25 protein-coding genes are annotated in these 25560 nt (G+C 71.2%); 16 read left to right on the top strand and 9 right to left on the bottom strand.

Annotated elements, in window-relative coordinates; all coding sequences use genetic code 11:
• The first annotated feature begins 125 nt into the window (after positions 1-125).
• Entirely contained in the window at positions 126-458 is a 333-nt protein-coding gene (locus tag ABEA87_RS22170) for an EthD domain-containing protein (RefSeq protein WP_345632414.1), read from the top strand.
• A gap of 113 nt (positions 459-571) precedes the next feature.
• Positions 572-1969 (top strand): DUF2207 domain-containing protein, encoded by a 1398-nt coding sequence (locus ABEA87_RS22165; protein ID WP_345632412.1) that lies wholly within the window; start codon positions 572-574, stop codon positions 1967-1969.
• On the opposite strand, the gene ABEA87_RS22160 is transcribed toward ABEA87_RS22165, so the two are convergent.
• From ABEA87_RS22160 to ABEA87_RS22150, 3 genes are read right to left on the bottom strand one after another with little or no spacing between them, the layout of a single operon-like run.
• Complete coding sequence (locus ABEA87_RS22160; protein ID WP_345632410.1) at positions 1942-2307, bottom strand: VOC family protein; 366 nt, start codon at positions 2305-2307, stop codon at positions 1942-1944. The two genes, ABEA87_RS22165 and ABEA87_RS22160, sit on opposite strands and share 28 nt — an antisense overlap.
• Positions 2304-2816, bottom strand: a complete 513-nt coding sequence (locus tag ABEA87_RS22155; RefSeq protein WP_345632408.1) for a MarR family winged helix-turn-helix transcriptional regulator — start codon at positions 2814-2816, stop codon at positions 2304-2306. Before ABEA87_RS22155 ends, ABEA87_RS22160 begins: the two co-directional genes overlap by 4 nt.
• Positions 2817-2873: 57 nt before the next feature.
• Positions 2874-3512: an HD domain-containing protein gene (locus tag ABEA87_RS22150; protein ID WP_345632406.1), complete on the bottom strand. Its 639-nt coding sequence runs from the start codon at positions 3510-3512 to the stop codon at positions 2874-2876.
• A gap of 173 nt (positions 3513-3685) precedes the next feature.
• Here ABEA87_RS22150 and ABEA87_RS22145 point away from each other — a divergent pair, with 173 nt between their 5' ends.
• The 4 genes from ABEA87_RS22145 to ABEA87_RS22130 all read left to right on the top strand — a co-directional run bounded on the left by ABEA87_RS22145 (position 3686) and on the right by ABEA87_RS22130 (position 7293).
• Positions 3686-4753, top strand: a complete 1068-nt coding sequence (locus ABEA87_RS22145) for a GlxA family transcriptional regulator (protein ID WP_345632404.1) — start codon at positions 3686-3688, stop codon at positions 4751-4753.
• Positions 4754-4900: 147 nt separating this feature from the next.
• Positions 4901-5776, top strand: a complete 876-nt coding sequence (locus tag ABEA87_RS22140; protein WP_345632402.1) for a hypothetical protein — start codon at positions 4901-4903, stop codon at positions 5774-5776.
• A gap of 168 nt (positions 5777-5944) precedes the next feature.
• Positions 5945-6766: an SAM-dependent methyltransferase gene (locus tag ABEA87_RS22135; RefSeq protein WP_345632400.1), complete on the top strand. Its 822-nt coding sequence runs from the start codon at positions 5945-5947 to the stop codon at positions 6764-6766.
• Positions 6767-6885: 119 nt separating this feature from the next.
• A complete protein-coding gene (locus tag ABEA87_RS22130; protein WP_345632398.1) occupies positions 6886-7293 on the top strand; it encodes an NUDIX hydrolase in 408 nt (135 codons plus the stop codon).
• 21 nt (positions 7294-7314) lie between these two features.
• On the opposite strand, the gene ABEA87_RS22125 is transcribed toward ABEA87_RS22130, so the two are convergent.
• Positions 7315-7557 carry a hypothetical protein gene (locus ABEA87_RS22125; RefSeq protein ID WP_345632396.1) on the bottom strand — a complete coding sequence of 81 codons (243 nt, stop codon included), beginning with the start codon at positions 7555-7557 and terminating at the stop codon, positions 7315-7317.
• A gap of 419 nt (positions 7558-7976) precedes the next feature.
• Between ABEA87_RS22125 and ABEA87_RS22120 the strand changes: the two genes are divergently transcribed.
• The 3 genes from ABEA87_RS22120 to ABEA87_RS22110 all read left to right on the top strand — a co-directional run bounded on the left by ABEA87_RS22120 (position 7977) and on the right by ABEA87_RS22110 (position 9608).
• Positions 7977-8261: a DUF4190 domain-containing protein gene (locus ABEA87_RS22120; RefSeq protein WP_345632394.1), complete on the top strand. Its 285-nt coding sequence runs from the start codon at positions 7977-7979 to the stop codon at positions 8259-8261.
• Between the two features lie 134 nt (positions 8262-8395).
• A complete protein-coding gene (locus ABEA87_RS22115; protein WP_345632392.1) occupies positions 8396-8935 on the top strand; it encodes a GNAT family N-acetyltransferase in 540 nt (179 codons plus the stop codon).
• A 43-nt stretch (positions 8936-8978) separates the two neighbouring features.
• Positions 8979-9608: a DUF899 domain-containing protein gene (locus ABEA87_RS22110; RefSeq protein ID WP_345632390.1), complete on the top strand. Its 630-nt coding sequence runs from the start codon at positions 8979-8981 to the stop codon at positions 9606-9608.
• A gap of 261 nt (positions 9609-9869) precedes the next feature.
• On the opposite strand, the gene ABEA87_RS22105 is transcribed toward ABEA87_RS22110, so the two are convergent.
• Positions 9870-11492, bottom strand: coding sequence for an MFS transporter (locus ABEA87_RS22105; RefSeq protein WP_345632388.1), 1623 nt, complete (start codon positions 11490-11492; stop codon positions 9870-9872).
• 535 nt (positions 11493-12027) lie between these two features.
• Here ABEA87_RS22105 and ABEA87_RS22100 point away from each other — a divergent pair.
• Positions 12028-12756 (top strand): DUF998 domain-containing protein, encoded by a 729-nt coding sequence (locus ABEA87_RS22100; RefSeq protein WP_345632386.1) that lies wholly within the window; start codon positions 12028-12030, stop codon positions 12754-12756.
• Positions 12757-12971: 215 nt separating this feature from the next.
• Here the strand turns inward: ABEA87_RS22100 and ABEA87_RS22095 are convergent, their stop codons facing one another.
• The 3 genes from ABEA87_RS22095 to ABEA87_RS22085 all read right to left on the bottom strand — a co-directional run bounded on the left by ABEA87_RS22095 (position 12972) and on the right by ABEA87_RS22085 (position 17323).
• Positions 12972-14132, bottom strand: a complete 1161-nt coding sequence (locus ABEA87_RS22095) for a hypothetical protein (RefSeq protein ID WP_345632384.1) — start codon at positions 14130-14132, stop codon at positions 12972-12974.
• A gap of 466 nt (positions 14133-14598) precedes the next feature.
• Positions 14599-15963 (bottom strand): hypothetical protein, encoded by a 1365-nt coding sequence (locus tag ABEA87_RS22090; protein ID WP_345632382.1) that lies wholly within the window; start codon positions 15961-15963, stop codon positions 14599-14601.
• Positions 15964-16192: 229 nt separating this feature from the next.
• On the bottom strand, positions 16193-17323 hold the full coding sequence (locus tag ABEA87_RS22085; RefSeq protein WP_345632380.1) for a hypothetical protein: 1131 nt from the start codon (positions 17321-17323) through the stop codon (positions 16193-16195).
• 400 nt (positions 17324-17723) lie between these two features.
• Between ABEA87_RS22085 and ABEA87_RS22080 the strand changes: the two genes are divergently transcribed.
• From ABEA87_RS22080 to larA, 6 genes are all read left to right on the top strand, one after another.
• A complete protein-coding gene (locus ABEA87_RS22080) occupies positions 17724-18176 on the top strand; it encodes a DUF4442 domain-containing protein (protein ID WP_345632378.1) in 453 nt (150 codons plus the stop codon).
• Positions 18177-18496: 320 nt separating this feature from the next.
• Entirely contained in the window at positions 18497-19345 is an 849-nt protein-coding gene (locus ABEA87_RS22075; RefSeq protein ID WP_345632376.1) for a fumarylacetoacetate hydrolase family protein, read from the top strand.
• 76 nt (positions 19346-19421) lie between these two features.
• Positions 19422-20186 carry an SDR family NAD(P)-dependent oxidoreductase gene (locus ABEA87_RS22070; protein ID WP_345632375.1) on the top strand — a complete coding sequence of 255 codons (765 nt, stop codon included), beginning with the start codon at positions 19422-19424 and terminating at the stop codon, positions 20184-20186.
• Positions 20183-21145 (top strand): aldo/keto reductase, encoded by a 963-nt coding sequence (locus ABEA87_RS22065; RefSeq protein ID WP_345632374.1) that lies wholly within the window; start codon positions 20183-20185, stop codon positions 21143-21145. The genes ABEA87_RS22070 and ABEA87_RS22065 overlap by 4 nt, the downstream gene beginning before the upstream one ends.
• 1 nt (position 21146) lies before the next feature.
• Positions 21147-21995, top strand: coding sequence for an amidohydrolase family protein (locus tag ABEA87_RS22060; RefSeq protein ID WP_345632373.1), 849 nt, complete (start codon positions 21147-21149; stop codon positions 21993-21995).
• On the top strand, positions 21992-23251 hold the full coding sequence (larA, locus tag ABEA87_RS22055; protein WP_345632372.1) for a nickel-dependent lactate racemase: 1260 nt from the start codon (positions 21992-21994) through the stop codon (positions 23249-23251). The genes ABEA87_RS22060 and larA overlap by 4 nt, the downstream gene beginning before the upstream one ends.
• A 104-nt stretch (positions 23252-23355) precedes the next feature.
• Here larA and ABEA87_RS22050 read toward each other — a convergent pair whose 3' ends face one another.
• The gene (locus tag ABEA87_RS22050; protein WP_345632371.1) at positions 23356-25215 is read right to left on the bottom strand and encodes a right-handed parallel beta-helix repeat-containing protein; all 1860 of its coding nucleotides are present in this window, start codon (positions 25213-25215) and stop codon (positions 23356-23358) included.
• Positions 25216-25560 lie beyond the last annotated feature (345 nt).

Genomic DNA, 25560 nt, shown 5'->3' with positions numbered 1-25560 from the left:
GTAGGCGGCTTCTGGGGGGCGGGCGACCGCGAAGGTATGATCGTTCGACAGGCCGCGAGCGATCCGCGAGGCCCGCCCGCGCTCGTCGGGCGGAAATTCGGCCGAACAATGATGAAAGACAAGCGATGTTCACGATGCTGACCGTTATCCGTAAGAAGCCGGAAATCACCACCGAGGAGTTCCGGCACTTCATGAAGCACGATTACGGCCCGACCTACCAGGCGATGCCCCAGACGCGGTCGTACGTCCAGTACTACCTGTCGGATGTGATGACCGACGGGGCGGAGCCGCCGATCGACGCGATAGTGCAGATCAGCTTCGACTCCGAGGAGCAGATGCGCGAGGCGCTGCGGACCGAGGGCTACCGGCGGGCACACGAGCTGCGCCAGCGCTACCTGCGGGAGACCTCGACGGGCATCCACTCCGCCGTCGTCGACGAGGTGGTCACGCTCGTCTGACGCTCCCCCGGCGCTCCCCCGACCGATTCCGGCCCTTCGGCCGACAAAGTGTCTGGCGAGAATTCCTTATCCTGATGGGTGACCGGTCGGTTCGACATCGGGCGTGATCCAGCATGTTGTCACAGGTAACCCTCGCAATCTTCGCCGGATGTTCGCTGGCCGCATGGCTCGCCGCCTTCTGGCTGGCGCACTGGGCCACCAGGGCACGCGTCAGGGCCGATCCGGCCGCCCCCGCCGACGAATTCGAGGCCGACCCGGCCGTGGCCGCGCTGCTGTGCCCGCCCGACGGCTCGGTGCCCCGGTCCGCCGCCACGGCGGTGCTCTGGGATCTGGCGGCGCGCGGCGTCCTCACCGCCTGGCTGGACCGCAACGGGCAGTGCTGGGTGCGACCCACGGCCGACCGGGGCACGCTGACCGGGTACGAGCGCCACGTGCTGCGGCATGTCACGTCCAGGGCGGTGACCGGCAGCGGGGTGGCGCCCGCGCTGGCGCTGAGCCTGCCCTCCGGTGAGCATGAACGCCGATGGCACGCCGAGTTCGCCGACCTCGTCGTCCGGGACGCCCGCGCGCGCGGGCTGGTCGCCGCCCGGGCGCCGCTCGCGGCCCGCGTGCTGCTCGGCCTCGCCGTGCTGGTGCCGGTGGGCTTCGCCACCGCCGCGGCCCGGCACGGCGACTGGCACGGCGACCAGCTGGGCACCGGGCTCGCCTTCTCGGCGCTGGCCGGCCTGGCCCTGCTGTCCTGGATGGGAAGGGCGCTGTCCCGGCCGGTACCGAAGGGTCACGGCCGGGCCGTCGCCGCGCAGTGCCTCGCGCTGCGCGCCCGGCTGTCCGCCGAGCCCCGCACCAGCCCGCCGGCCCCGGGCGACCGGCTGCCCGGGTACTCGGTGGCCCTGGCCGGGGCCGCGCCGGGTCCACTGTCGCTGGTGAGCGCGCGGCGGGACAAGGCCTGGTCGAGCCGGGACGGTGAGTGGCGCCCGGTGCGCGTCCACGCACTGCGGCGCTCGAGCGCCGAGCGGGCACCCGGGCCCGTGCTGATGGTCTTCGTCGCCCTCGGCGTGGCGGTCCTGCTCGGCGCGTGGCTGCTGCTGCTGAACCTGCTCACCCACCTGGTGGTGCCGGACCGGCTGGGCTCGGTCTGGGAGCCGGCCGCGCTGGCCGCCGGCTGGCTACTGTGGTGCGCGGGCGTGTGGCGCGCGGGTGTCGGGCTGTACCGCGAGGTCTACGACCGGCTGCGCCCGCACCGGATCATCGTCGGCCAGGTGGTGCACGTCGAATACCAGGCGGACAGCGAGTCCACGTCGTTCGCCATCGCGGTCGACGACGGCACCGGCGACGACATCCCGCTGTACCAGGTCGACCCGTCGCTGTACCGCATCGTCGGGTACGGCAGCCGGGTGCGGATGGAGCTGATGCCCAAGACGCGCCGGACGGTGCGGGTGGACCTCGTGCCCGCGCCGGGGGCCACCATTCCCGGGCGCACCGACTACGGCACGGCGGTGAAGAACTCGTAGGCGATCCCGGCGGGGTCGCGGACGTAGACGCCCCGGCCGCCGCCGAGGTGGTTGATCCGCCGGTCGCTCGTCCGGGGCGCGGAGCCCCACTCCAGGCCGGACCGCTTCGCCTGATCGAGGGCCGCGTCGAAGGCGGCGTCGTCGACGAGGAACGCGTAGTGACCGGGCCGGCCGCCGAGCCGGTCGTCGAAGTCGAGGGTGAGGTCGTCGTTGACGCGTACCGGCACGAACGGGCCGGCCGGCGCGCCTGGCGCCACACCGATCAGCTCGGCGAACAGTCGGGCCGAACGGTGGCGGTCGGCCGCCGGCACGATGGTGTGATTGAGTACGACGCTCATCGGGTCTCCTCTGGTGTCGGTTGTGCGGCCGCTGTCGGTTGCGCGGCCGGAGTCCGTTGCGCGGCCAGGCGCACGAGGTATGACGCGAACCGGCGCGCGTCCCGGGCCGGCCAGTCCGCCACCAACTCCGCGAAGGTGCGCTGCTGCCAGTCGCGTGCGACGGCGAGCAGCCGCCGGCCGGCCGGGGTGATGGCCAGCTCGGCACGCCGCGCGTCCTCCGGTGACACCGACTTGGTCACCAGCCCGGCCGACACCGCCGAGGCGAGCATGCGACTGGCATTGGACCGGTCGAGCCCGAGTTCGACGGCGACCGCGCCGATCTGAGCCGGGCCGTCGCCGCCCGCCGCGTCGATGGCTTCGAGCAGAAGGATGTGACCGACCTGGCCGGCATCGTCCCCGCCGTCCGGCAGCACCCCGGTGGCCCACCGTCGCGACCAGAACCGGACCAGCTGGAACAGCGCGGGCCCGCCGCCGGCCGGGTCGCTCGCGTCATCATTATCCGTGCGCATCGCACAGATAGTACGTGCGATTCGCACGGAATGACAAGCGGTCGGCGGTCGCCGCCCCTACTCGGGCCACGCGTTGGACTGGATGACCTCGACGAAGTCGGTGCGGGTGAAGCCGGGCACGAAGTGCGCCAGGACGTCGGCGTTGACGGTGCCGAAGGTGGTGTCGGGGCGGTCCCGGAACCCGTTGGTGAACGCCTCAAGGATCTGCCGCTTGAAGTCCGGGCGGGGGTGGGCGGCGGTGACGGCCTCGATCGCCCCCGGGTCGAGGTCGTGGTACCCGATGCCCAGCACGTCGGTCTCCACCCCCGCGGTGACGAGGGCGACCTCGGGCTCCATCAACCGCGGGATGCCCGGCGTGGTGTGCAGCGCGATCCCGGTCCAGACCCGGCGCGCCGAGTCCTCGTCGATGCCGTGCGAGGCGAGGAACCGGCGGGCCTCGTCGGCACCGTCGATCTCGAACCGCTGACCGCTGGTCCGGTACCGGTCGGTCAGGCCGAGGTCGTGAAACATGGCGCCGACGTACAACAACTCGGCATCGGCGCGCAGGCCGCGCCGCCGGCCCACCAGCGTGCCGAACAGGAAGACCCGGCGCGAGTGGTGGAACAGCAGCGGGGACGCCGCCTCGCGGACCAACTCGGTCGCCTCGGCGACCAGGCGGCTGTCCGGGATCTCGACTCCGGCGATGGTCTCGGTCACGGGTCTCTCCTTGCGAATTGGCGCGGCGCCCACCGGCGGTGGGTCGTGGCTCACTGTGCCGGCCCGCGCCGCCGCGCCACCATGTCCTTCCGGCCACACTGTCCACGGATCAGGACATCACAAAAGGCCGGCGTATTATGACAATCCAGTCAGTTCACATACACCGCGTAGCAATGCTCGCCTTTCCGGGCGTCACCCTGCTAGACGTGGCGGGGCCGGCGGAGGTCTTCGCGGAGGCCAACCGGTTCGGGGCCCGCTACGAGGTGTCGCTGCACTCACCGGACGGCCGGCCGGTGCGCACCTCGACCGGGGTACGCCTGGAGGTCGACGGCCCGGTGGCGGAGACGGTGGCGCCGGCGGAGGCGTCAGCGGAGGCGTCAGCGGAGATGGACGCGGGCGGCGCCGACACCGTACTGCTGCCGGGCGCCGACGCGCTGACCGTCGCCGGCCTCGACCCGGCGCTCGTGGCGGCGGCCACCCGGCTGGCGGCGCGGGGCCGGCGGGTCGTGTCCGTGTGCACCGGCGCGTTCCTGCTCGCCGCCACCGGACTGCTGGACGGACGCCGGGCCACCACCCACTGGCGGCACGCCGAGACGCTGGCGCGCCGCCACCCCGCCATCACCGTGGAGCCCGACGCCATCTTCGTCACCGACGGGCCGATCGCCACCTCGGCCGGCGTCACGGCGGGCATCGACCTCGCGCTCGCGCTGGTTGAGGAGGATCACGGCGGCCGGCTCAGCCGGGACGTGGCCCGGTCGCTGGTGGTGTTTCTGCAACGCCCGGGCGGACAGTCCCAGTTCTCCGCGCCGTCGCGGGTGCCGAAGCCGCGCAGCCGGCCGCTGCGCGAACTGCTGGACACCGTGGCCGCCGACCCGGCCGGGCACTACTCGGTACCCGAACTGGCGGCCGCCGCCGGCCTCAGCGTCCGGCACCTGACCCGGCTGTTCCGGCAGGAGTTGGACACCTCGCCGGCCCGGCACATCGAACGCATCCGGCTGGAGGCCGCACAGACCCTGCTCGACGCCGGGCACACCGTCACCTCGGCCGCCGCGCGCAGCGGCTTCGGCAGCGACGAGAGCCTGCGCCGGGCGTTCGTCGCGCACCTGGGCGTCCCGCCCGCCACGTACCGTCGCCGCTTCTCAGCGAGCGGCGGCACCGCACCCGGGACAGGCACCGCACCCGGGACAGGCACCGCACCCCGGACGGGCGCCGCGTCCCGGGAGGCGGTCGCCGGCCCTTAAGGGATACACCCGGATGTATGTCGGGCACCCGCGCCCGTACCGTCCATGGACAGGCTCGCTACCCCTGAGCTCACCGTTCCTGGAGGTGCAGCAGTGCGCGCATCAGCGAACCACGGACCGAATTGGCGGGCGGTCGCGAGAGCCGCCGTGGCGGTGGGGACGGGCGCGGCGCTCTGCCTGTCGGCCGTACCCGCATCCGCCGCGTCCGCCCCGGCCGCCCCGGCGCACCACCAGACCTGCGCCGAGCCGCCGCTTCCGCCACAGGGTGCGCCGCTGGTCGTCGACCCGTCCAGCGCCGCCGCACCCGCGGGACTCCCGCACCGGCCCGATCGCGCCGAACTGGTCCGGCTGCGGGCGGCCGTCGACAACTACGTCGCCTGCCTGGACGGCGGCGACCAGCTGCACGCCGCGACGCTGTTCAGTCCGTACTTCGTGGAAAGCTTCATGGGCCAGCAGAGCTACTACCAGGTGCCCGCGATCCTCGGCGGCCTGACCGTCGCGGATCTGCGCATCGACGCCGTCGACGCGTACGCCGATGGGAGCTTCGTGACCGAGGTCCACTACCTGGCCTACGGCCACCGGCTGGCGCACGAACGGCTGGTGTGGTGGCCGGACCCGGCGGACGGATTCCTCAAGGTCGACGGACTCCAGGCCCTCGCCTCGCCGATCCCCCACCCCAGCGCCACGCTGAACGTGCGGATGGGCGAGTACTTCTTCGACCTCGACCGCCACCGGCTACGCGCTCCGCACGGCGATCTCGTCCTGCGGCTGAACGATGTCGGGCGGGAGCGGCACGAGGCCATCCTGCTGCGCCTGCCTCCCGGCAAGACGGGGGCGGACATCCTCACCGGCGGCGTCACCCAGGACCAGGCGGTCACGATCGGCCAGGACAACGGGGCCCAGGAGCTGTCCCTGGTCAACGTGCGGCCGGGCGTGTACACGCTGGTGGACTTCATCCCCGCGCCCGACGGCCTGCCCCACCTGGCGCACGGCCAGACCGCGCAGTTCACCGTCGTGCCGTAGGCCCGCCGCGCCGTTGCGGGTGGCCGGGTGCCCGAGCCATCGATAGGCTACGTTGCATCACTGCCGAGTCCCAGCATTGCCGAGCCCAGCAACTGCCGAACCCAGCAACTCCCGAATCCAGCAACTGCCGGGCCCAGCACTGCCGACGCGAGCCAGAAGGTGGCCCCCGTGACCGACAGCACGCCCGAGGCCAGCGCCGAACTCCCGCCGACGCTCGATACGAGCGTGGCGCACACCGCCAGGATCTGGAACTACTGGCTCGGCGGCGAGGACAACTTCGCCGCCGACCGGGAGGTCGGCGACGCCATCCGGGAGTTCCTCCCCGATATCGTCGCCTCCGCCCGGGCGGACCGCTCGTTCCTCATCCGCGCCGTGCGCCACCTCGTCACCGAGGCCGGCATCCGCCAGTTCCTGGACGTGGGCGCGGGCCTGCCGACCGCCAACAACACCCACGAGGTCGCGCAGGCCGCCGCGCCCGAGTGCCGGGTCGTCTACACCGACAACGATCCGCTGGTGCTGGCGCACGCCCGCGCTCTGCTGACCAGCACGGCCGAGGGCGCCACCGACTATCTCGGCGCGGACGCCCGCGACACCCACCGGGTGCTCCGGGCGGCCCAGGACACCCTGGACTTCACCCGGCCGGTCGCGGTCATCCTGCTGGGCATCCTGAACTTCATCGAGGACGACGCGCAGGCGCGCGCGATCGTCGACGAGCTGATGGCCGCCGTACCGTCGGGCAGCTACCTGGCCATCGCGTTTCCCACCAAGGAGGTCAGGCCGGAGGAGTCCGAGGCCGCCGTGCGGCAGTGGAACGCCAGCGCGACGCCCCGGATAACGCTGCGCGACCGCGCTGATCTGGAGAGCTTCTTCCACGGCCTGGAGCTGCTCGAACCCGGAGCGGTCTCGTGCTCCCGGTGGCGGGTCACCCCGGAGGAACGTGACGCCGTGCCCGAGGTTTACCAATTCTGCGCCCTCGGCCGCAAGCCCTGACCGCGCCGCGCCGGCCCGGCCGGTCGCCGGTGCGTGGCCTCGCCGGACACCCTGGCCGGAGCGGTCCTCATCGGCGCGCTTGCGCCACTCGGGACCTGCCGTGTGGCACCATTGCGCCGATGGCCAGCTATGAGGTCGCGGTGGTGGTGCTCGTCGACCCCTCGGGCGCGGTGCTCATGCAGCTGCGCGACGAGTACGCGCCCTCCTCGCCGAACCTGTGGGCCCTGCCCGGCGGCCAGATCGAGCCGGGCGAGACGCCGGAGCAGGCCGCCCGCCGGGAGCTGCTGGAGGAGACCGGCCTGACGGCGGGCGAGTTGTCTCCACTGTGGAGCGGGCTGCGCCCCCGCGACGACGGCTTCCCGCACATTGTCACCATCCATGCGTTCCGCGGCGCCACGGACGCCCGGCAGGAGGACGTCGTACTGGGCGAGGGGAAGGCGATGGTCTTCGTGCCCCGCGACAAGGTGCTCGACCGGGAATTGGCGCCGTCGGCCGCACTGGTGCTGTCGCTGCACCTCGAAGACTGAGCCAGCCCTCCCCCGCCGGGCTCATCCGCCCTCGGGCCCGCGGGACTGCGGTCGATCCGGCGGCTCGGGTGAGGGCGACTCCCCCTCCGGGGTGCGGCGTTCCAGCAAGGGACCCGGGATGTCGGTGGGCGACGCGGTGGGGAACTCCGGGTCGATGAAGAAGGACTCCGCCCGGCTCACGCGATCGCCGGGCGAGGGCTCCTCCGGCAGCAGGTGCTCGGCCTTGCGCCGTGCCCGATGTCGCTCATTGTTCTGTGCGCTCATGCCACACATCCGTACCCGCACCCGCACCCGCCACACGTACGCCAGCCCGGCCCGGTGCGCCGGCAGCCTGCTCGGGCGCGAAAGGGACCGTAGCCGAGGGGACCCAAGCCGCCGCGAGCCCGGACTCACCCGCTGGGCGGTGAGCGACCAGCGGCAGGCGACAGGCGACGGGCGACGGGCGACGGGCGACGGGCGACGGGCGACGGGGCGAGCAGATTGCGTCAGCTGAGCGGTTTGCGGCGCCCGCGCGATCCGCGCCGCAACGGGCCGGATGCGTGGCGCGACAGGGGTTTGAGCCCACGATTTCGGTCTGCCCGCGCGGCGGGCCGCGAGTTCATCGAGCGGGAGGGTTTCCGCGCTGGCCCAGCGGAGATATTTGCCGTTGGGCCAGACGTGACACCACCACGGGAGGTGGCGAGATGTCGAATGTAGTGCAGAGACCGACGAGCGTACCGGCCCGCGCCAATGGCTTCGGTATCGCCGGTCTGGTACTTGGAATTGTCGGAATCTTCTTGGCGCAGATCATCCTCGGCCCGCTGGCAATCATCTTCGGAGCTATCGGGTGGAGCCGCGCCAATCGCGGCGGTAGCGGCAGGGGCCTGTCGATTGCCGGCGTGGTACTGGGGGTCATCGACCTCGTGCTGTTCGGCGTGGTGCTCGGCATGGCGTCCGGCAACAGCGGCGGATCCATCTGGCACATCTGAGGATGGCGCGATTCCGGCCGTCGGCGAATCAGCCGGCGGCCGGTCGCCGTTCCCGTCGCCGTCCCCTTCGCAGTCGCCGTCCCCGGGCCAAAGTCGGTTGACCGCGCCGCGGGGCGGCCGGTAGAACCGACATTGTGACCGCACTGAGCCCACCCACCGCAGGGGTACACCGCTCATTTCTGGCCGCCATGGCCGAGTTCCAGTCCCAGGGCCGCGGATCGGCCGAGGACGACTCGATGGTGGGCGCGGAGATCCGGCGCTTCTCCCCCAGCTGGTCGGAGGCCGAGAGCTTCGAAACATACACGCGGTGGCTGCGCGACCTGGCCCTGGAGGAGTCGCCGAAGCCGCCGGGGCACGTGCCGTCGACCACCCTGTGGTGGGTGGACGGCGAAGAGTATCTCGGGCGGATAGCGATCCGGCACCGGCTGACCCCGGGGCTGCTGGAGGTCGGCGGGCACATCGGGTACGACGTGCGCCCGTCGGCGCGCCGTCGCGGGCACGCCACCGCCATGCTGCGCGCGGCGCTGCCGGTCGCCCGCACGCTGGGCATCGACTCCGCGCTGGTCACGTGCGACGTGGACAACGTCGCCTCGCGAAAGGTCATCGAGCACAACGGCGGGGTCCTGGAGGATCAGCGCGGGGTCAAGCTGCGATTCTGGGTCCCGACAGGCTGAGCGGTGCGGGCATTCCGTCACACTCCGGGTCGACAATAGGCACATGGAGATGCCGAAGATCGTTTCGACCGAGGAGTGGCAACGGGAACGCGATGACCTGCTGGTGGCCGAGAAGGAGGCCACCCGCGCGCTGGACGCGCTCGCCGCGCGGCGCCGCCGCCTTCCGATGACCAGGTTCACCACGGAATATGTGTTCGACTCCCCGGCCGGCCCGAGGAGCCTCCTCGACCTGTTCGAGGGCCGGAGCCAGCTGGCCGTCTACCAGTTCATGGACCGGGGCCCGGACGAATACTGTCCCGGCTGCACCAACTTCACCGACAACCTGCCCGAGGCCGGCCCGCGCCAGTTGGCGGAGTACGGCGTCAGCTGGGTCACCGTGTCCAACATGCCGCTGGCCCAGATCGAGGCGTACAAGGCCCGGAGGGGCTGGACGGTGCCGTTCGTGTCGTCGCGCGGCACCTCGTTCGCGGACGACTGCGGGGCGGGTGGCGGCTTCATGTTCAGCGTGTTCCTGCGCGACGGGCAGGACGTCTACCGCACCTACAACACCACCGCGCGGGGCGTGGACCGGCTCCTCTTCATCAACAACATCCTCGACCTGACACCCTACGGGCGACAGGAGGACTGGGAGGACTCGCCGCCCGGCTGGCCACAGCACCCCACCTACGGCTGACCGCCGGGGTATTCGGGCCCCGACGGCCGGCCCCGGACGCGGCCCTGCCCGAACCCAGCCGGCCCCGAACCCGGCCCTGCCCGAACCCGGCCCTGCCCGAGCCCGGCCCTGCCCGAACGCGGCCCTGCCCGAACCCGGACGTGCCCGAACCCAGCCGTGCCCGGACGCGGTCCGGGCCCAGCAGGGCCCCAACGCGGAGCCGGGGGCCCGGCCCGAGTGCGGGTCCGGCGCCCGTCGGGGCGCCGGTCGGGGGCGCGCCGGTCAGCCGGAGTAGAGGCCGGCCTTCTCAATCAGCGCCTCCTGGCGCACGATGTTGTCCGACCGGCCGCCCCGCATGGCGGCCACGGTCAGAATCGCGGCGGCCAGGGCGGCGGCGCCACAGACCAGGTACCCGATCGAGTAGCCGTGGCCCAGCGCGTCGAAGGCCGCGGGGTGCGCCGCCGAGCCCGGCTGGCCGGGCAGGATCCCGTTGACCGCGAGCGGACCGCCCTCCTTGGCCGCGCCCAGCGCCGCGTTGAGCTGGTCCGCGGGCAGTCCCGCGGTCTGCACGGCGGCGCCGAACCGGGTGGCGGCCTGGCTGAGCGCGACGGCGCCGATCACCGCCGGGCCGAGCGTGAAGCCGAAGTCGCGCAGCAGGCTGGTGGTCGCGCTGGCCATCCCCGCGAAGTGGATCGGCACCGTGTTCACCGCCGTCGCGGTCATCGACGAGACGCTGAGCGCGAAGCCGACCCCGACCAGGCCGATCGGCACGACCAGTGAGGTCAGCGTGGTATTGCCCACCGGCAGGGTCGCCGCGTAGAACTGGCCGGCGGCCATGATGACGAAGCCGAGCCCGAGCGGCCAGCGCGGGTTGACCCGTTCGAGGAGCCAGGAGGTCAACGGGATCAGCACGAAGGCCGGGCCCTGCAGGAGCAGGAACGGCACGGAGGTGCGCAGCGGGCTCTGGTGCTGGATCGGGCCCAGCCGGATGCTGGTCGCGTACGCGGTGCCGAGGAAGCTGAACATGCCGACGACGGCGACCGTCGCGGCGACCGCGAAAGCCCGGTTGGAGAACAGGTCCAGGCGCAGCATCGGCGACTTGACCCGGGCCTCCGTCACCAGGAACAGCGCGAGGAACACGGCCGCCACGATGAAGCCGACGATGGCGGACGCGGACGACCAGCCGTCGGTGGGCCCCTGGATGACGGCGTACAGAAGCGCGATGAGTCCGATGCCGACCGTGGCCTGACCCGCCCAGTCGAGCGAGCGCCCCTCCGGCGCGCTGGACTCGGCGGCCAGCACCAGGCTGAGCAGGATGGACACCACGCCGAGGATGCCCACGATAATCAGTGCCCAGCGCCAGGACCCGTAGTTACCGGTGACACCGCCGAGTACCGGCGCGATGAGGCCGCCGGCCGAGAGGAAGCCCGCCCACAGCGCGATGACGCGGGCCCGGTCCCGGGCGGAGTGGGTGCCGGCGGCCAGCATGGCCAGCGAGGTCGGGAACAGCGCGGCGGCTCCGAGGCCGGCCAGCGCCTGACCCACCCACAGCTGGTGCACGCCCGAGGAGGAGCCGGCGACGAACTCTCCCGCCGCGAGCAGCGCGGCGCCGACCAGCAGCAGCCGCTTGCGGCCGAACAGGTCGCTGAGCACCCCGAAGCTGAGTTCCAGCGCGGCCACCGGCAGCAGGAACGCGTCCGATATCCAGGTCAGTTGGGAACCCACCGGGTGCAGGTCCTGCTGGAACAGTCCGTTGAGGGTGGCCGGGGTGGCGATGCCGATCTGCGCGAGCATCACCGCGAAGCAGGCGGCGACGAGCGTGCCGATGGTCAGGGTACGGACGGCCGAGCCTCCCGGCCTCGCCGACTTCTCTGGGGATGCGGCGCCGAGCGTGTTGAATGCCATTCGGGGGCCCTTCTTGTCCCACGCCCCGAACGGCGACGTCGCTCGGGGGATCACCGATGAGCTGCTCGCGTGTTCCTTGGCCCGAGGTGCCGGCCGTCTCGCCGTGCGCCAGCGCGTTCGCTCAGCGAACGCGTGTTACCAGCGCGTACAGCTCGTTATAGCTCGGCTCAAGATACGAAGTCAATGCCGGCCGGGCCGCGAATCAGTCCACAGTGGATGGGCCGGATCCGGAGACGGGCGGAGATATCTGCGACGGAAGGATCGCGCGGGCTCCGGCGGCGTTCGCCGGCCGGGGCCGGCCGGGCGTGACACAATAGGTCCGTAATGTCCGTATTATCCGGAGGTTCCGCCGCACCCCGGAGGTTCCACCGCGCCTCGAAGGTTCGCCGCGCCTCGAAGGTTCCGCGCTCGGAACCCGTCGAGGTGCTCGCCCGCCCCGCCCCGGCTCCGGCCGCGCTCCCCAGCGTCCTCACCTGGGGGGTGCTCGCCTCCGCCACGCCCCGGCTCCGGCCGCGCGCCACCGTGGAGAAACGCGATGCTCAACGAACGACACGACCCGGTCGGCACCCTCACCGGATCGGAGCCGCCGCACCGGCGCGTCGCGTGGTGGGTACTGGTCTGCGCCGCGCTGTGCCCGACACTGCCGACCGCGGGGTGGTTGGTCGGCGACGCGGTCCAACCGGAGGGCTACAGCCCGGTACACCAGACCATCAGCATTCTGGCCGGGCACGCGGGAGCACACCGATGGATAGTCACCAGCGCGCTAGTGCTCGTCGGCGTCTGCTACGGCGCGATCGCGGCCGGGTTGACGGCGCTGCGGCGGCCCGCCCGGATCGGGCTTGCCGTCGGGGGTGCATCGGCGATCGGGGTAGCGCTGTGCCCGGAACCGGTCCGGGGCACCACCGTCCAGCACCTGACCTTCGCGGTGATCTGCACGGCGAGCCTCGCGGCGTGGCCGGCGCTCACCGCCTGGCGCGGCCCACGCACGTGCGCCGTGGTGAGCGTGCCGGTCGCGGCCGTCACCACCGGGCTGTTCGTCGCCATGCTCGGCTGGCTGTTCGTCGAGGCGCAGACCGACGGGCTGGTGGGCCTGGCCGAGCGGATCGACACGTCGATCCAGGCGTGCTGGCCGTTCGTGGTGGCGATGGCGCTTCAACGCGCCGCACCCGCCGCTGTCGCCACGGCCGCCGCGCCCGCCACGGCGACCGCCGCCATCTCACCCGCGGCCACCGCCGAAGGCTTAGGAATCACCGCCGAAGGCTGAGGAATCACCGCCGAAGGCCGAGGGAGCCACCGCCGAAGGCCGAGGGAGCCACCGCCGGAGGCCGAGGGAGCCACCGCCGGAGGCCGAGGGAGCCACCGCCGGAGGCTGGATCAACGTCGGAGGCTGAGGACGCCACGGCCGACGGCTGAGAAGCGGATACGGAGCGGGGGCCGCCCGCCGAAGCGGAGCGGCCCCCGGACCGTGAACGGGATGGATCAGCCGTGCGTGCGGAACATTCGCGATCCGGCGATCGCCACCGGCGACTTCGATGCCTTGACGGCCGGGATGGCGACCCGGGTGTTGGCGGCCGCCGTGGTGGGCAGATCGAACCTGCCCTGGACGTCGACGAGCACGTTGATGGTGCCGCCGTGGTTGTACAGGTTGAACGCGGCGTTGTTACCCAGCGGGATGTCCGCCGTGTTGGCCACGGTGGTGCCCTTGGCCGGGTCCATGTTGCTGACCACCGGCTGCTGATCGCCGGTGGCCCACGCGGTCAGGTACGTGTCGACGGTCGGGGAGACGGCCGTTACGTTGGCCGCCAGCGCGAAGGTGTTGCTGCCGCGGACCGAGGTCGGCGGGGTGAACGCGGCCGTGACGCCCGCACCGAGCGCCCCGTGCCCGCCCTGACTCGTGCGCGTGTCGATGATGCGCACCGGGTTCATGGGCTGGAACCGCAGACCGGCGGCGATGGCGGTGTCGGTGTAGACGGCGAAGATGTCCGTGAAGGCGTCGGTCGTGGCGCCCTGGTTGTAGATCGCGAACATCGGCAACCCGACGTACTCCGGGAACATGGCGCACGGTTTCGTGGACGGGGTGCATAGCGTCGTCGGGACGATCGTCATGTTCGACACCGTCTTGCCGGTCGCGTAGTCGAGCGTCGAGGTCCCCGGCGCGTCCCCGATGCTGTTCCAGGCGGTCATGAAGCCACTGCCCGTCGGGTTCACGGCCGTCAGGTTGACCGCCACCGCCTGGACATACGGGTTGAGGTCCGGCCCGAAGTCGACGATGACGTACTGCATCTCACCGCTGTCGAACGGACCACCGCCGTCGCCCGCCTCGCGGGTGTCGCCCAGCCGGGACGGCGCGACGGGAACCATGTCGCCACCGTCGCCGAGGGTGCTGGTCGCCGAGGCGTCGCTGGCGTAGAAGCCAACCACATCGGCGAGGACCTGCACCTGACCCGTCAGGTTGTAGATGTCCACCTGACCGCCACTACCCAACGGCACCGTCGTCGAGTTGGCCCCCGTCCACCCCGCCGCGAAGTCAATGTTCGACACCGTCGGACGAGCACCACCCGTGGGCCACACGGTGAGGTAACTAGCCACCGTCGGCGACACCACGGTCACATTCAGCACGACCGCGGCAACCCCCGTCATGGGCACCCCACCACGGCCGGACACCTGAAGGTGCAGCACCCCATTCGGCCCGACCGCACCAGCCGGCGCACCCGGACCAGAACGGGTGTCCAGGATCCGGCTCGGAGCCAGCGAATAATACGCACCAGCCCCTCCCACCGCCGCCGGAGCCGCCGCAGCGGCACTGGCAACCGCGGGTGCGACCGCCAGCATGACGGCAACGGCCGCCGCACCAGCGATAGCAACGCGAATTGCTCGCATTAAACCCCCGATGGTTTTAACGAGAATCGACCTCAATCGTTCGATCGAGGTCGTGGGACCGCATGACTTTATGCGAACGTTCAGCGCTCGGCAACGACGAAACCGCGAAGCCGTCAAAACGGCAATCGACGACGGGCGGTCGGGCCGGCCCACGCCCAACCACCGAGGCGCGAAACGGGGGCCGCCCGCCGAAGCGGAGCGGCCCCCGGACCGTGAACGGGATGGATCAGCGGTACAGGTGGTGCCCGATCGCCGCCACAGGCGACATCGCTGCCTTCGCGGCCGGGCTGGCGGCCCGGGCGTTGGCAGTCACGGCGTCCGGTACCTCGAACCTGCCCTCGACGTCAACGAGCACGTTGATGGTGCCCGCGTGGTTGTACACGTCGAACCCGCCGTCCGCGAAGCTCAGCGAGAGGGGCGCCGTGTTGCATATGGTGGCACCCTTGGCCGGATCCAGGTTGCTGACATCCGGTCGCGGATCGTCGGACTCCCACGCGGTCAGGTACGTGTCGGCGGTCGAGGAGACCGCTGTCACGTTGGCCGCGAGCGCGTAGGTGCCGGCGTCCTGGACCGAGGCCGGCGGGATGAACTCGGCCGTAGTACCCGTGCCGAGTGCCCCGTGGCCGCCCTGGCCCGAGCGCGTATCGATGATACGCACCGGGTTCATGGGCTGGAACCGTCCACCGAGTTCCTGTGCGGTGTCGGTGTAGATGGCGAAGACGTCCACCAGGATGTCGGTGGTCGCCCCCTGGTTGTAGATCTCGAACGCCGGAATACCGGCGCACGTCGGATCCACCGTGCATGGTGCCGTCGGGACGATCACCATGTTCGACACCGTCTTGCCGGCGGCGTAGTCGAGCGTCGAGGTTCCCGGCCGGGCAGTCTGTCCGTTCCAGGTGGTCAGGAAGCCGCTGCCGGTCGCGTCGACGACCGTCACGTTGACCGCCACCGCCTGGATGTACGGGTTGTAATCCGGGCCGAAGTCCACTGTGACGGTGCCTTCGCCCCCGCTACCCACCGGACCGCCGTCCTCGCGGGTGTCCACCAGACGCCCCGGCTCCGCGGGAACCATGTCGCCCCCGTCGCCGAGGGTGCTGGTCACCGTGCCGTCGCTGGCGTAGAAGCCAACCACGTCGGCGAGGATCTGCACATTACCGGTCAGGTTGTAGATGTCGACCTTGCCGCCGCTACCCAACGACACCGTCGTCGAGTTGGCCCCCGTCCATCCGGCCGGGAAGTCAATGTTCGACACGGTCGGACGGGCGGCACCCGTGGGCCACACGGTGAGGTAACTGGAGCCGGTCGGCGAGACCACGGTCACGTTGAGCACGACCGAGGCGGCCCCGTGGGCCGGCACCCCGCCCCGGCCGGTGACCTGAAGGTGCAGCACACCATTCGGCCCGACCGCGGCAGCCGGAGCGCCCACACCCGAGCGGGTGTCCAGGATCCGGCTCGGAGCCAGCGAATAGTACGCACCGGCTCCTCCCACCGCCGCCGGAGCCGCCGGAGCGGCAGTGGCGACAGTGGGTGCGACCGCCAGCATGGCGGCAACGGCCGCCGCGCCAGCGATAGCAACGCGAATTGCTCGCATTAAACCCCCGATGGTCTAACTAGAATCGACCCCGATCGTTTGATCAGGGTCGTGGGACCGCATGACTTTATGCGAACGTTCAGCGCTCGGCAACGGCGGGGAGGCGAAGCTATCCGAAACGGCGGCCGACGACGACGAACGGCCGGGCCGGCCCTCGCCGAACCACCGAGGCGCGAAGCGGGGGCCGCCCGCCGAAGCGGAGCGACCCCCGTACCCGTGGCGGGCTCAGTCAGCCGCGCGTGCGGTACGCCTGGTGGCCGACCACCGCCACCGGTGACGCCGCCGCCCTGGTGGCCGGGCCCGCGTCCCGGGTGTTGGCGGGCGCGGCCGCGGGCAGCTCGAACCTGCCCTGAACGTCGACGAGCACGTTGACGGTGCCCGCGTGGTTGTACACGTTGAACGCGTGGCCCTCACCCAGCGGAAGGTCCGCCGTGTTGGCCACAGTGGACCCCCTGGCCGGGTCCAGGTTGCTGCTGGGGGGCCGTGAGTCGCCGGCGGCCCACGCGGTCAGGTACGTGTCGGCGGTCGGGGCGACCGCTGTCACGTTGGCCGCCAGCGCGTAGGTGTTGCTGTCCCAGACCGAGGTCGGCGGGCCGAACAGGCCCGTGTCGTTCGCACCGAGCGGCCCGCGTGCGCCCAGCGCCGTGCGGGTATCGGCGATGCGCACCGGGTTCATGGGCTGGAACCGCCCACCGGCACCGATGGCGGTGTCGGTGTAGATGGCGGTGACGTCCACCAAGGCGTCGGTGGCGGCACCCTGGTTGTAAACGGAGAACATCGGCCGCCCGGCGCACGCCGGACCGATGTTGCACGGTGTCGTCGGGACGATCGTCAGGTTCGACACCGTCTTCCCGGCCGCGTAGTCGAGCGTCGAGGTCCCCGGCGGGGTCCCCGCGCCGTCCCAGATGGCCATGAAGCCACTGCCCTGCGGGTTCACGGCCGTCAGGTTGATCGCCACCGCCTGGACATACGGGTTAATTGCCGGTCCGAAGTCCAACGAGAGGGTCAGTCCGCCCGGGCTGAACAGCGGCCGATCGTTGTCACGGCTGTCGAAGACCCGGGACGGCGCGACGGAAACCATGTCGCCACCGTCGCCGAGGGTGCTGGTCGCCGAGGCGTCGCTGGCGTAGAAGCCAACCACATCGGCGAGGACCTGCACCTGACCCGTCAGGTTGTAGATGTCCACCTGACCGCCACTACCCAACGGCACCGTCGTCGAGTTGGCCCCCGTCCACCCCGCCGCGAAGTCAATGTTCGACACCGTCGGACGAGCACCACCCGTGGGCCACACGGTGAGGTAACTAGCCACCGTCGGCGACACCACGGTCACATTCAGCACGACCGCGGCAACCCCCGTCATGGGCACCCCACCACGGCCGGACACCTGAAGGTGCAGCACCCCATTCGGCCCGACCGCACCAGCCGGCGCACCCAGACCAGAACGGGTGTCCAGGATCCGGCTCGGAGCCAGCGAATAATACGCACCAGCCCCTCCCACCGCCGCCGGAGCCGCCGCAGCGGCACTGGCAACCGCGGGTGCGACCGCCAGCATGACGGCAACGGCCGCCGCACCAGCGATAGCAACGCGAATTGCTCGCATCATTCCCCCGTTTGTTCAGTTATGGTCGATCCCCACACGCCGACGGGGATCGATAGGACCGCATGATCATAAGTAGCCGGTTGCCACGCGGCAACGGTTGCGACGGGAAGCCGTCCGAACGGCTGTCCGAAAATGGCTACCGGCGGGTAATCTGTGCGGCATGACGGATCTGGACGCGTTGGGCGCCAGCATGCTGGACGCGGTGCCCTTCGCCCGCACCATCGGCGTGGAGTTCATCGCCGCGAGCGACGACGGGCGCTGCGTCACCGCTCGGATGTCCGACCACCCGCGGCTGCACAACCACGTCGGTGGGCCGCACGCGGGCGCCATGTTCAGCCTCGCCGAGACGGCCTCGGGCGCGGTGGTGATGGCGACCTTCGGCGATCAGCTCGGCCGGGCGGTGCCGCTCGCGGTGCGGGCCGACATCGAGTACCGCAAGCTGGCGATGGGCGCGGTCGAGGCGACGGCCCGGCTGGACCGGCCGCGCGACGAGGTGCTGGCCGAACTGGACGCGGGCCAGCGGCCGGAGTTCACGGTCACCGTGGACCTCACCCGGGGCGACGGCGCGGTGGCCGCGCAGCTTCGCATCGTCTGGACGCTACGTCCGAACTGACCCCGCGCGCCGGATTCGGGTCCACATTCGACGGTCGCCAATGGGGCGCGGATTGGCACTCAGCGTGGGCGAGTCATCCGATGATATCGGACGGCTGGGGAGCGGTACGACCGGTGACCAAGTCAACAGGATCGCATTCTGGAACGGATCTAGACAGTCTTCCCGGGAGTGTGCGAGGCTGCGATGCAACCATACATCGGGTTAATCTGGAGCGACGACCGGCGCGAAAGGGTATCGCCCCACGAAAGGGCATCGCCCGAGGCCGCGCCAGGCACGCTCACCAGAGATGCTCGCCAGGCACTGTGACAAGGGGACATCTCATGAAGCTGGTGCGAGTCGGGCCGGCCGGGGCCGAGCGGCCCGCGGTGCTCGACGGCGATGGCCGCTACTACGACATCTCGCCGGTCACCACCGACATCGACGGCGCGTTCCTCGCGGGCGACGGCGTCGAGCGGGTTCGCGCCGCCCTCGCTGGAGGATCGCTGACCGAACTGCCCGCGCCGGACCGGATCGGGGCGCCCATTGCCCGCCCGGGCAAAATCGTCTGCATCGGGCTGAACTTCTCCGACCACGCCGAGGAGACCGGCGCGACGGCCCCGACCGAGCCGATCATCTTCATGAAGGGTGCCGACACCCTGGTCGGCCCCGACGACACGGTGCTCATCCCCCGGCGCAGCGTGAAGACCGACTACGAGGTCGAGCTGGCCGTGATCATCGGCCGCAAGGCCCGCTACCTCGACTCGCCCGCCGACGCGGCCGGCGTCATCGCGGGGTACGCGATGGCCAACGACGTCAGCGAGCGGGAGTTCCAGACCGAGCGCGGCGGCCAGTGGGACAAGGGCAAGTCGTGCGAGACGTTCAACCCGCTCGGCCCGTGGCTGGTCACCGCCGACGAGGTAGCCGATCCCCAGGCCCTGGGCATGCGCACCTGGGTCAACGGTGAGCAGCGGCAGAACGGCAACAGCAAGAACATGATCTTCGGCGTGTACCACGTCGTGTGGTACCTCAGCCAGTTCATGGTGCTCGAACCGGGCGACTTGGTGAACACCGGCACCCCGGCCGGGGTCGGGTTCGGCACCAACGACTTCCCGTTCCTGCGCGCCGGTGACGTGGTCGAGATGGAAATCGATGGGCTGGGCCGTGCCCGCCAAGAGATGGGGCAGGCATGAGCGAGCGTCAGCGAGGGAATCATGGTTACCGCGCGGTCCTGCCTCAGGCGGCCGGCGAGCGAAACGAGGCGGGCGCATGAGCACCGGTGAATTCGACGGGTTGGTCGCCGCGGTGACCGGCGGCGCGTCCGGCATCGGCCTGGCCGCCGCGCAGCTGCTCGCGCAGCGGGGCGCCAAGGTGGCGGTGCTCGACCTGAAGCCGGAGAACGTCGAGGCGCCACTGCACGGGATCGTCTGCGACGTCAGCGACGACGACAGCGTCAAGGCCGCGGTGCAGGCCGTGGTCGACCGGTTCGGGGCGCTGGACATCCTGGTCAACAACGCCGGCATCGGCGCGCAGGGCGGCGTCGAGGACAACTCCGACGCGGAGTGGCAGCGGGTGTTCGACGTCAACGTGGTCGGCATGGTCCGCGCCAGCCGGGCCGCCCTGCCCCACCTGCGCCGTTCGTCGCACGCGGCGATCGTGAACACCTGCTCGATCGCGGGCACCGCCGGCCTGCCGCAGCGCGCGCTCTACTCGGCGTCGAAGGGCGCGGTGCTCGCGCTGACCCGGGCGATGGCCGCCGATCACCTGCGCGAGGGCATCCGGGTCAACTGCGTCAACCCCGGCACCGCCGACACCCCGTGGATCGACCGGCTGCTCTCGGTGGCGACGGATCCGGCGGCCGAGCGCGCCGCGTTGGAGGCCAGGCAGCCGCACGGCCGGTTGGTGCGGGCCGATGAGGTGGCCGGCGCGATCGCGTACCTGGCCAGCCCGGGGGCCGGCTCCACGACCGGGGTGGACCTGGCGGTCGACGGTGGCATGGCCGGCCTGCGGCTGCGCCCCGCGAACCAGTCGTGACCGCACCCGATTCGCCCGGCGCCTCGACGAAGCCGTTCGTCGAGGCGCTACGGCGCGGGCCCTTCGGCCTGGGTACCGCGCCGCTGGCCGGACTCTACGACGCGGTACCGCCGGAGCAGGCCCGAGCCGCCCTGCGGGCGGCCTGGGACGGCGGCGTGCGGTATTACGACACCGCGCCGCACTACGGTGCCGGGCTGGCCGAGCGCCGGCTCGGTGAGTTCCTGCGCACCGTGCCGCGCGCCGAGGCGGTGGTCTCCACCAAGGTCGGGCGGCTGCTGGTGCGCGCCGACGGGCCGGACGAGGCGGCCGGGTTCGCCGACGACGCACCGCTGAGGCGGGTCATCGACTTCAGCGCGGACGGGGTGCGCCGCAGCCTGGACGAGAGCCTGCGGCGCAGCGGCCTGGACCGGTTCGACCTGGTGTTCATCCACGACCCGGACGACCACTGGGAGCAGGCGGTCGGGCAGGCGTACCCGGCGCTGGCGCGGCTGCGCGACGAGGGCGTGGTGCGGGCCATCGGGGTCGGCATGAACCAGGCCGAGATGCTCGCCCGGTTCGTGCGGGAGACCGACATCGACGCGGTACTGGTCGCCGGCCGGTACACGCTGCTGGACCAGCGCGCCGACGAGGACCTGCTGCCGGCCTGCCTGCGCCGCGGGGTGGCGGTGATCGCGGGCGGGGTCTTCAACAGCGGCATCCTCGCCGACCCGGGGCCTGACGCCCACTACGACTACCAGCCGGCCCCGGCCCCGATCCTGGCGCGGGCGCTGGCCATGCAGGCCGAGTGCCAGAGCTTCGGGGTGACGCTGCCGGCCGCCGCGGTGCAGTTCCCCCGGCGCCATCCGGCGGTGACCACCGTGCTGGTCGGCGCCCGCAGCGCCGAGGAGGTCGACCAGGACCTGGCCCTGCTCGACACGCCCGTGCCGGACGAGCTGTGGCCACGACTCGCGGAGCGCTGACATGACTATCGACGCTCATCACCACGTCTGGGACCTCACCGTGCGGCCGCAGGGCTGGATCGACCCGGTCCGGATGGGCCCGATCCATCGCTCCTTCGGGCTCGACGACCTGGCCGGACCGGCCACCTCGGCCGGAGTGCGGGGCACGGTGCTGGTGCAGACCGTACCGGTGGCCGCCGAGACCCCGGAGTTCCTCGCCCTGGCGGACGCCTCCGAACTGATCCTCGGGGTCGTCGGCTGGGTCGACCTGACCGATCCCGCGGTGGCCGACCGGATCGCCGAGCTGCGCGCAGGGCCCGGCGGGCGGTGGCTGGTGAGCATCCGGCACGGAGTGCAGGGCGAGCCGGATCCCGATTGGTTGTGCCGGCCCGACGTGCGGCGCGGGCTGGCGGCGGTGGCCGACGCCGGCCTGGCCTACGATCTGCTGCTCGTGGCCAACCAACTGCCGGCCGCCGCGCGGACCGCGGCGGAGCTTCCGGGACTGCGGTTCGTGCTCGACCACCTGGGCAAGCCACCGATCGCCGCCGGCGAACTGGGGCAGTGGTCGCGCGACCTCGCCGCCCTGGCCGCGTCCCCGAACGTGGCGGCCAAGCTCTCCGGGCTGGTCACCGAGGCCGACTGGACACGGTGGACGGTCGAGGACCTGGCGCCGTTCGCGCGCACGGCGCTGCACGCGTTCGGACCGCACCGGCTGATGTTCGGCTCGGACTGGCCGGTCTGCCTGCTGGCCTCCTCCTACGAGCGGTGGCTGGCCGCCGCCCACGAGTTGACCGCGGACCTGTCCGCGCCGGAGCGGGACTCGGTCTTCGCCGGCTGCGCCCGCGAGTGGTACGGGCTGGAGCGCGCATGAGGGTCCAGCTCGCGTACGGCACCGACGGGCTCACCGTCGACCTGCCCGACGGGCGCACCACCGTCATCACCCCGGCCCATCCGCCGGTGGTCGGCGACGAGCGGGCCGCGCTGCGCGAGGCGCTGCGTCATCCCGAGGCCGGGCCGCCCCTGCGCGACCGGGTGCGTCCCGGCCAGACCGTGGCCATCTCCGCGTGCGACGGCACCCGCCCGCAGCCCCGCCGGGTCATGGTCGAGGCGATCCTGGAGGAATTCGACGGCGTCGTGTCCCACGACGATCTGGTGATCCTGGTGGCCACCGGGACCCACCGGGGCAACACCGACGCCGAGCTGCGCCAGATGTTCGGCGACTGGATAGTCGACAACCTGCGGATCGTCAACCACGACGCCCGGGACGACGGCGCGCTGCGGTTCGTCGGGACCTTCGGCAGGGACGTCCCGGTGTGGCTGAACCGCGAGTGGGTCGACGCCGATGTGCGCATCACCACCGGCTTCGTCGAGCCGCACTTCTTCGCCGGCTTCTCCGGCGGCCCCAAGCTGGTCGCGCCCGGCCTCGCCGGCCTGGAAACGGTGCTGACCCTGCACGACGCGCAGCGCATCGGCGACCCCCGCGCCACCTGGGGCGTTATCGAGGGCAATCCGGTCCACGACGACGTGCGCGCCATCGCCGCCGGCACCGGCGTGCACTTCGCCCTCGACGTGATTCTCAACCGGGAGCAGCGGATCGTGGCCGCGTTCGGCGGCGACCTGCTGGCCATGCACGCCGCGGCCACCGCGGCGGCCCGCACCATCGCCATGCGCCCGGTACGGGAGCCGTTCGACGTGGTGCTCACCACCAACGCCGGCTTCCCGCTCGACCAGAACCTCTACCAATCGGTCAAGGGCATGTCGGCGGCGGCGACCGTGGTGCGTCCCGGCGGCACCATCATCTGCGCGGCCGAGTGCCGCGACGGCTTCCCGGATCACGGCTCGTACCGGGAGGTGCTGACCTCCCAGCCCTCCCCCGCCGCGCTGCTGCGGGAAATTCAGAGCCGGCCGCGCGCCGTGCCGGACCAGTGGCAGGTGCAGATCCAGGCCCGCATCCAGACCGCCGCGCGGGTGGTCATGCACACCTCGTACCTGTCCGACGCGCAGCTGGCCGAGGCGCACCTGGAGCAGACCGCCGACATCGCCGACTGCGTCGCGCGGCACGGTCCACACGCGACGGTCTGCGTGCTGCCCGAGGGCCCGCAGACCATTCCCTACCTTCAGGCCTGAACCCCCGGGGCCTGCCCCGACCGTCGAACTCCCTCCTCCGACACGCGGCCGAGCGGGCCGGCAGCCAATCTGGCCGCCGGCCCGCCCTCGGATCACTTCGCCGGTTACTGCGGCGGGGCGTAGGGGTACGCCGAGGTCACACCGATCTTGTCCAACTGCATCTGGCTCGGGTCGAAGCCCGCGTTCCAGCTGTCGTTCTCGAACGTGTTGCAGCTGGTGTCCCCGTGGTAGGGCTTGTACTCCACGTTGGTCACCTGGATGTCGGAGAAGTCGAAGCCGCAACCGCCGCCGTCCATGTGCACGCCGCTGGGCGGCGTGTCGGGCATCGACGGGTCGGCGTTCACGTTGTCGATCGTGATCTGCGACATGTGGTTGACGATCGTGTGCGGCTCGAAGTCCTGCACGCCGTACGCGTAGATGGCGCCCATGTCGCCACTGTCCAGTCCGACGTCCGAGACCTTCAGGTACTGCAGGGTGTTGTCGTGCGTGTAGTTGTCCGCGTTGGCGGCGGTGGTCAGCGTCTCCAGCGTCACCGCGTACCGGGCGCTGTGCTCGATGACGCTGTTGCTGATGAGGTTGTTGCCGCTGTCCATGATTTCGACGCCGGACGCGTCGCCGGGCACGAGTTCACCATAGTTGTTGATGTAGTTGTCGGTGAACGTGTTGTGGTTGGCCACGTCGCCCTCGCCCGGGTACGGCCCCTCGACCTTGATGCCGTCCGCGCCCAGATGTTCGAGCAGGCTGTCGGTGACGCTGTCGTGGTCGTTGGCGAACAGCATGTACACCGCGGTGTAGCCCGAGTCCGAAATATCCATGGACTTCAGGTTGACGTCGTGGGTGTTGGTCATGGTCACCATGCCGAACCGGTTGCGCGGCATCTCGATCTGTCGGTCATACTCCGGGTACTTGTGGTCCACGCCGGAGTCACCGGCGTAGTTGAACCCGTCGCGGTACCAGTCCATGAAGTCCGAGTACTGCAGCGCGATCCCGTCGAAGGTCAGGTCGTGTACCCGCTGGGACTCCGAGCTACCAGCGATCGACAGGATGGTGCTGACCGTCGGCGCCATGATGGTGGTGTCGTTGATGTTTCCGGTGCGCGGCCAGTAGTAGAGCCAGCCGGTCTGCGAGTCGAGGTAGTACTCCCCCGGAGAGTCCAGGAAGGACAGTGAGTTCTGCAGGAAGTACCGCGAGCCCGGGTCCTCGGTCTCGATGGAGTACCGGGTCGGGTACTTCAGTGTGGCCAGGCCCTTGTTCCAGGACACGTCCAGGACCGGGTCGGTGTCGGTGAACCAGCTCCAGTGACCGCCGGACCAGATGACCACCTGGGCGTCGTGCATGTCCCAGTCCGGGTTCCAGTCACCCGGGTTGTAGGTCAGCCAGGTCTGGCTGTTGAGGTAGTCGGTGTTGAGGGCGGTCGTCAGGTACGGCGCCCACTTGTCGTCCTCGGCCCGGTTGGGGTATCGGGCCGTGGTGGCCCGCTGCCCGTCCTCGAACAGGGTGTAGAACGGGTGGCTGGGGTCGACCTGGGTCCGGTAGATGTCACCCTGGTACTGCTGCCAGCCGGTGATGGGCTTGGCACCGAGCAGCCGGGCCTTGCCGGGCCCGTCATAGCTGCGGTAGATGACCTGGTGCCCGTTGTTGCCCGAGTCCTTCTCGTTGAAGGTGATGGTCTGGTCGACCGGGTAGTCGCCGGCGCGCAGGTTCACCACGACGTCGCAGCGCATCTTGCCCGCCTTGTTCAACCCGCGTTGGCTGACGGTGTCGCGGGCGTGCTGCACCGTCTTGAACGGCTTGGCCTTGGTGCCGGAGTTGTGGTCGTTGCCGCTGGGCGAAACGTAGATCTGGTCCTGCGCGCATCCCCCGGACGCGGCCGCAGGGGTGGCGGTGGGCGTGGTTCCTAGAACCACTGCTGCCGCGGTCGCGGCCAGTAGCCCGATGAGTCGGTAGCGGGAACCGCTCGACACTAATCCTCCTCGGTCAGGTCATCACACCGACATGCATGGAGAGCGCAAGCGCCCGCCGGCTGGACCCGCCTCGCTGGTGGCGCGCGATGTCGGTGAATGCGCCGCAGGCCGCCGGTAACCGCATCGTAACGAGGGGCTCAGATATTGGTCAAGATGTTCATCGGATGAAGAACGAGCTTGGTCTGACGAACACTGACGACGAAGGACGGCGCTAAGGGGCAGCGCGCGGAGGGGCGGGCACCCGGAAAGCGGCACGCGGAGGCCGGCGCGCACGGCGACGGCGCGCACGGCGACGGCGCGCACGGCGACGGCACGCACGGCGACGGCACGCACGGCGACGGCCGC

The sequence above is a fragment of the Rugosimonospora acidiphila genome, assembly GCF_039543385.1.
GTDB classification, from domain to species: domain Bacteria; phylum Actinomycetota; class Actinomycetes; order Mycobacteriales; family Micromonosporaceae; genus Rugosimonospora; species Rugosimonospora acidiphila.
The sequence above is the reverse complement of the archived record's forward strand: the minus strand, read 5'-3'. Positions and strand labels throughout refer to the sequence as shown.

Bases quoted from the DNA above. Each gene is read 5' to 3' on its own strand.
- ABEA87_RS22170 (WP_345632414.1), top strand. From the start codon at position 126: ATGTTCACGATGCTGACCGTTATCCGTAAGAAGCCGGAAATCACCACC.
- ABEA87_RS22165 (WP_345632412.1), top strand. From the start codon at position 572: ATGTTGTCACAGGTAACCCTCGCAATCTTCGCCGGATGTTCGCTGGCC.
- ABEA87_RS22160 (WP_345632410.1), bottom strand. From the start codon at position 2,307: ATGAGCGTCGTACTCAATCACACCATCGTGCCGGCGGCCGACCGCCAC.
- ABEA87_RS22155 (WP_345632408.1), bottom strand. From the start codon at position 2,816: ATGCGCACGGATAATGATGACGCGAGCGACCCGGCCGGCGGCGGGCCC.
- ABEA87_RS22145 (WP_345632404.1), top strand. From the start codon at position 3,686: ATGCTCGCCTTTCCGGGCGTCACCCTGCTAGACGTGGCGGGGCCGGCG.
- ABEA87_RS22130 (WP_345632398.1), top strand. From the start codon at position 6,886: ATGGCCAGCTATGAGGTCGCGGTGGTGGTGCTCGTCGACCCCTCGGGC.
- ABEA87_RS22125 (WP_345632396.1), bottom strand. From the start codon at position 7,557: ATGAGCGCACAGAACAATGAGCGACATCGGGCACGGCGCAAGGCCGAG.
- ABEA87_RS22120 (WP_345632394.1), top strand. From the start codon at position 7,977: ATGTCGAATGTAGTGCAGAGACCGACGAGCGTACCGGCCCGCGCCAAT.
- ABEA87_RS22110 (WP_345632390.1), top strand. From the start codon at position 8,979: ATGGAGATGCCGAAGATCGTTTCGACCGAGGAGTGGCAACGGGAACGC.
- ABEA87_RS22105 (WP_345632388.1), bottom strand. From the start codon at position 11,492: ATGGCATTCAACACGCTCGGCGCCGCATCCCCAGAGAAGTCGGCGAGG.
- ABEA87_RS22100 (WP_345632386.1), top strand. From the start codon at position 12,028: ATGCTCAACGAACGACACGACCCGGTCGGCACCCTCACCGGATCGGAG.
- ABEA87_RS22095 (WP_345632384.1), bottom strand. From the start codon at position 14,132: ATGACGGGGGTTGCCGCGGTCGTGCTGAATGTGACCGTGGTGTCGCCG.
- ABEA87_RS22090 (WP_345632382.1), bottom strand. From the start codon at position 15,963: ATGCGAGCAATTCGCGTTGCTATCGCTGGCGCGGCGGCCGTTGCCGCC.
- ABEA87_RS22085 (WP_345632380.1), bottom strand. From the start codon at position 17,323: ATGACGGGGGTTGCCGCGGTCGTGCTGAATGTGACCGTGGTGTCGCCG.
- ABEA87_RS22080 (WP_345632378.1), top strand. From the start codon at position 17,724: ATGACGGATCTGGACGCGTTGGGCGCCAGCATGCTGGACGCGGTGCCC.
- ABEA87_RS22075 (WP_345632376.1), top strand. From the start codon at position 18,497: ATGAAGCTGGTGCGAGTCGGGCCGGCCGGGGCCGAGCGGCCCGCGGTG.
- ABEA87_RS22070 (WP_345632375.1), top strand. From the start codon at position 19,422: ATGAGCACCGGTGAATTCGACGGGTTGGTCGCCGCGGTGACCGGCGGC.
- ABEA87_RS22060 (WP_345632373.1), top strand. From the start codon at position 21,147: ATGACTATCGACGCTCATCACCACGTCTGGGACCTCACCGTGCGGCCG.
- larA (WP_345632372.1), top strand. From the start codon at position 21,992: ATGAGGGTCCAGCTCGCGTACGGCACCGACGGGCTCACCGTCGACCTG.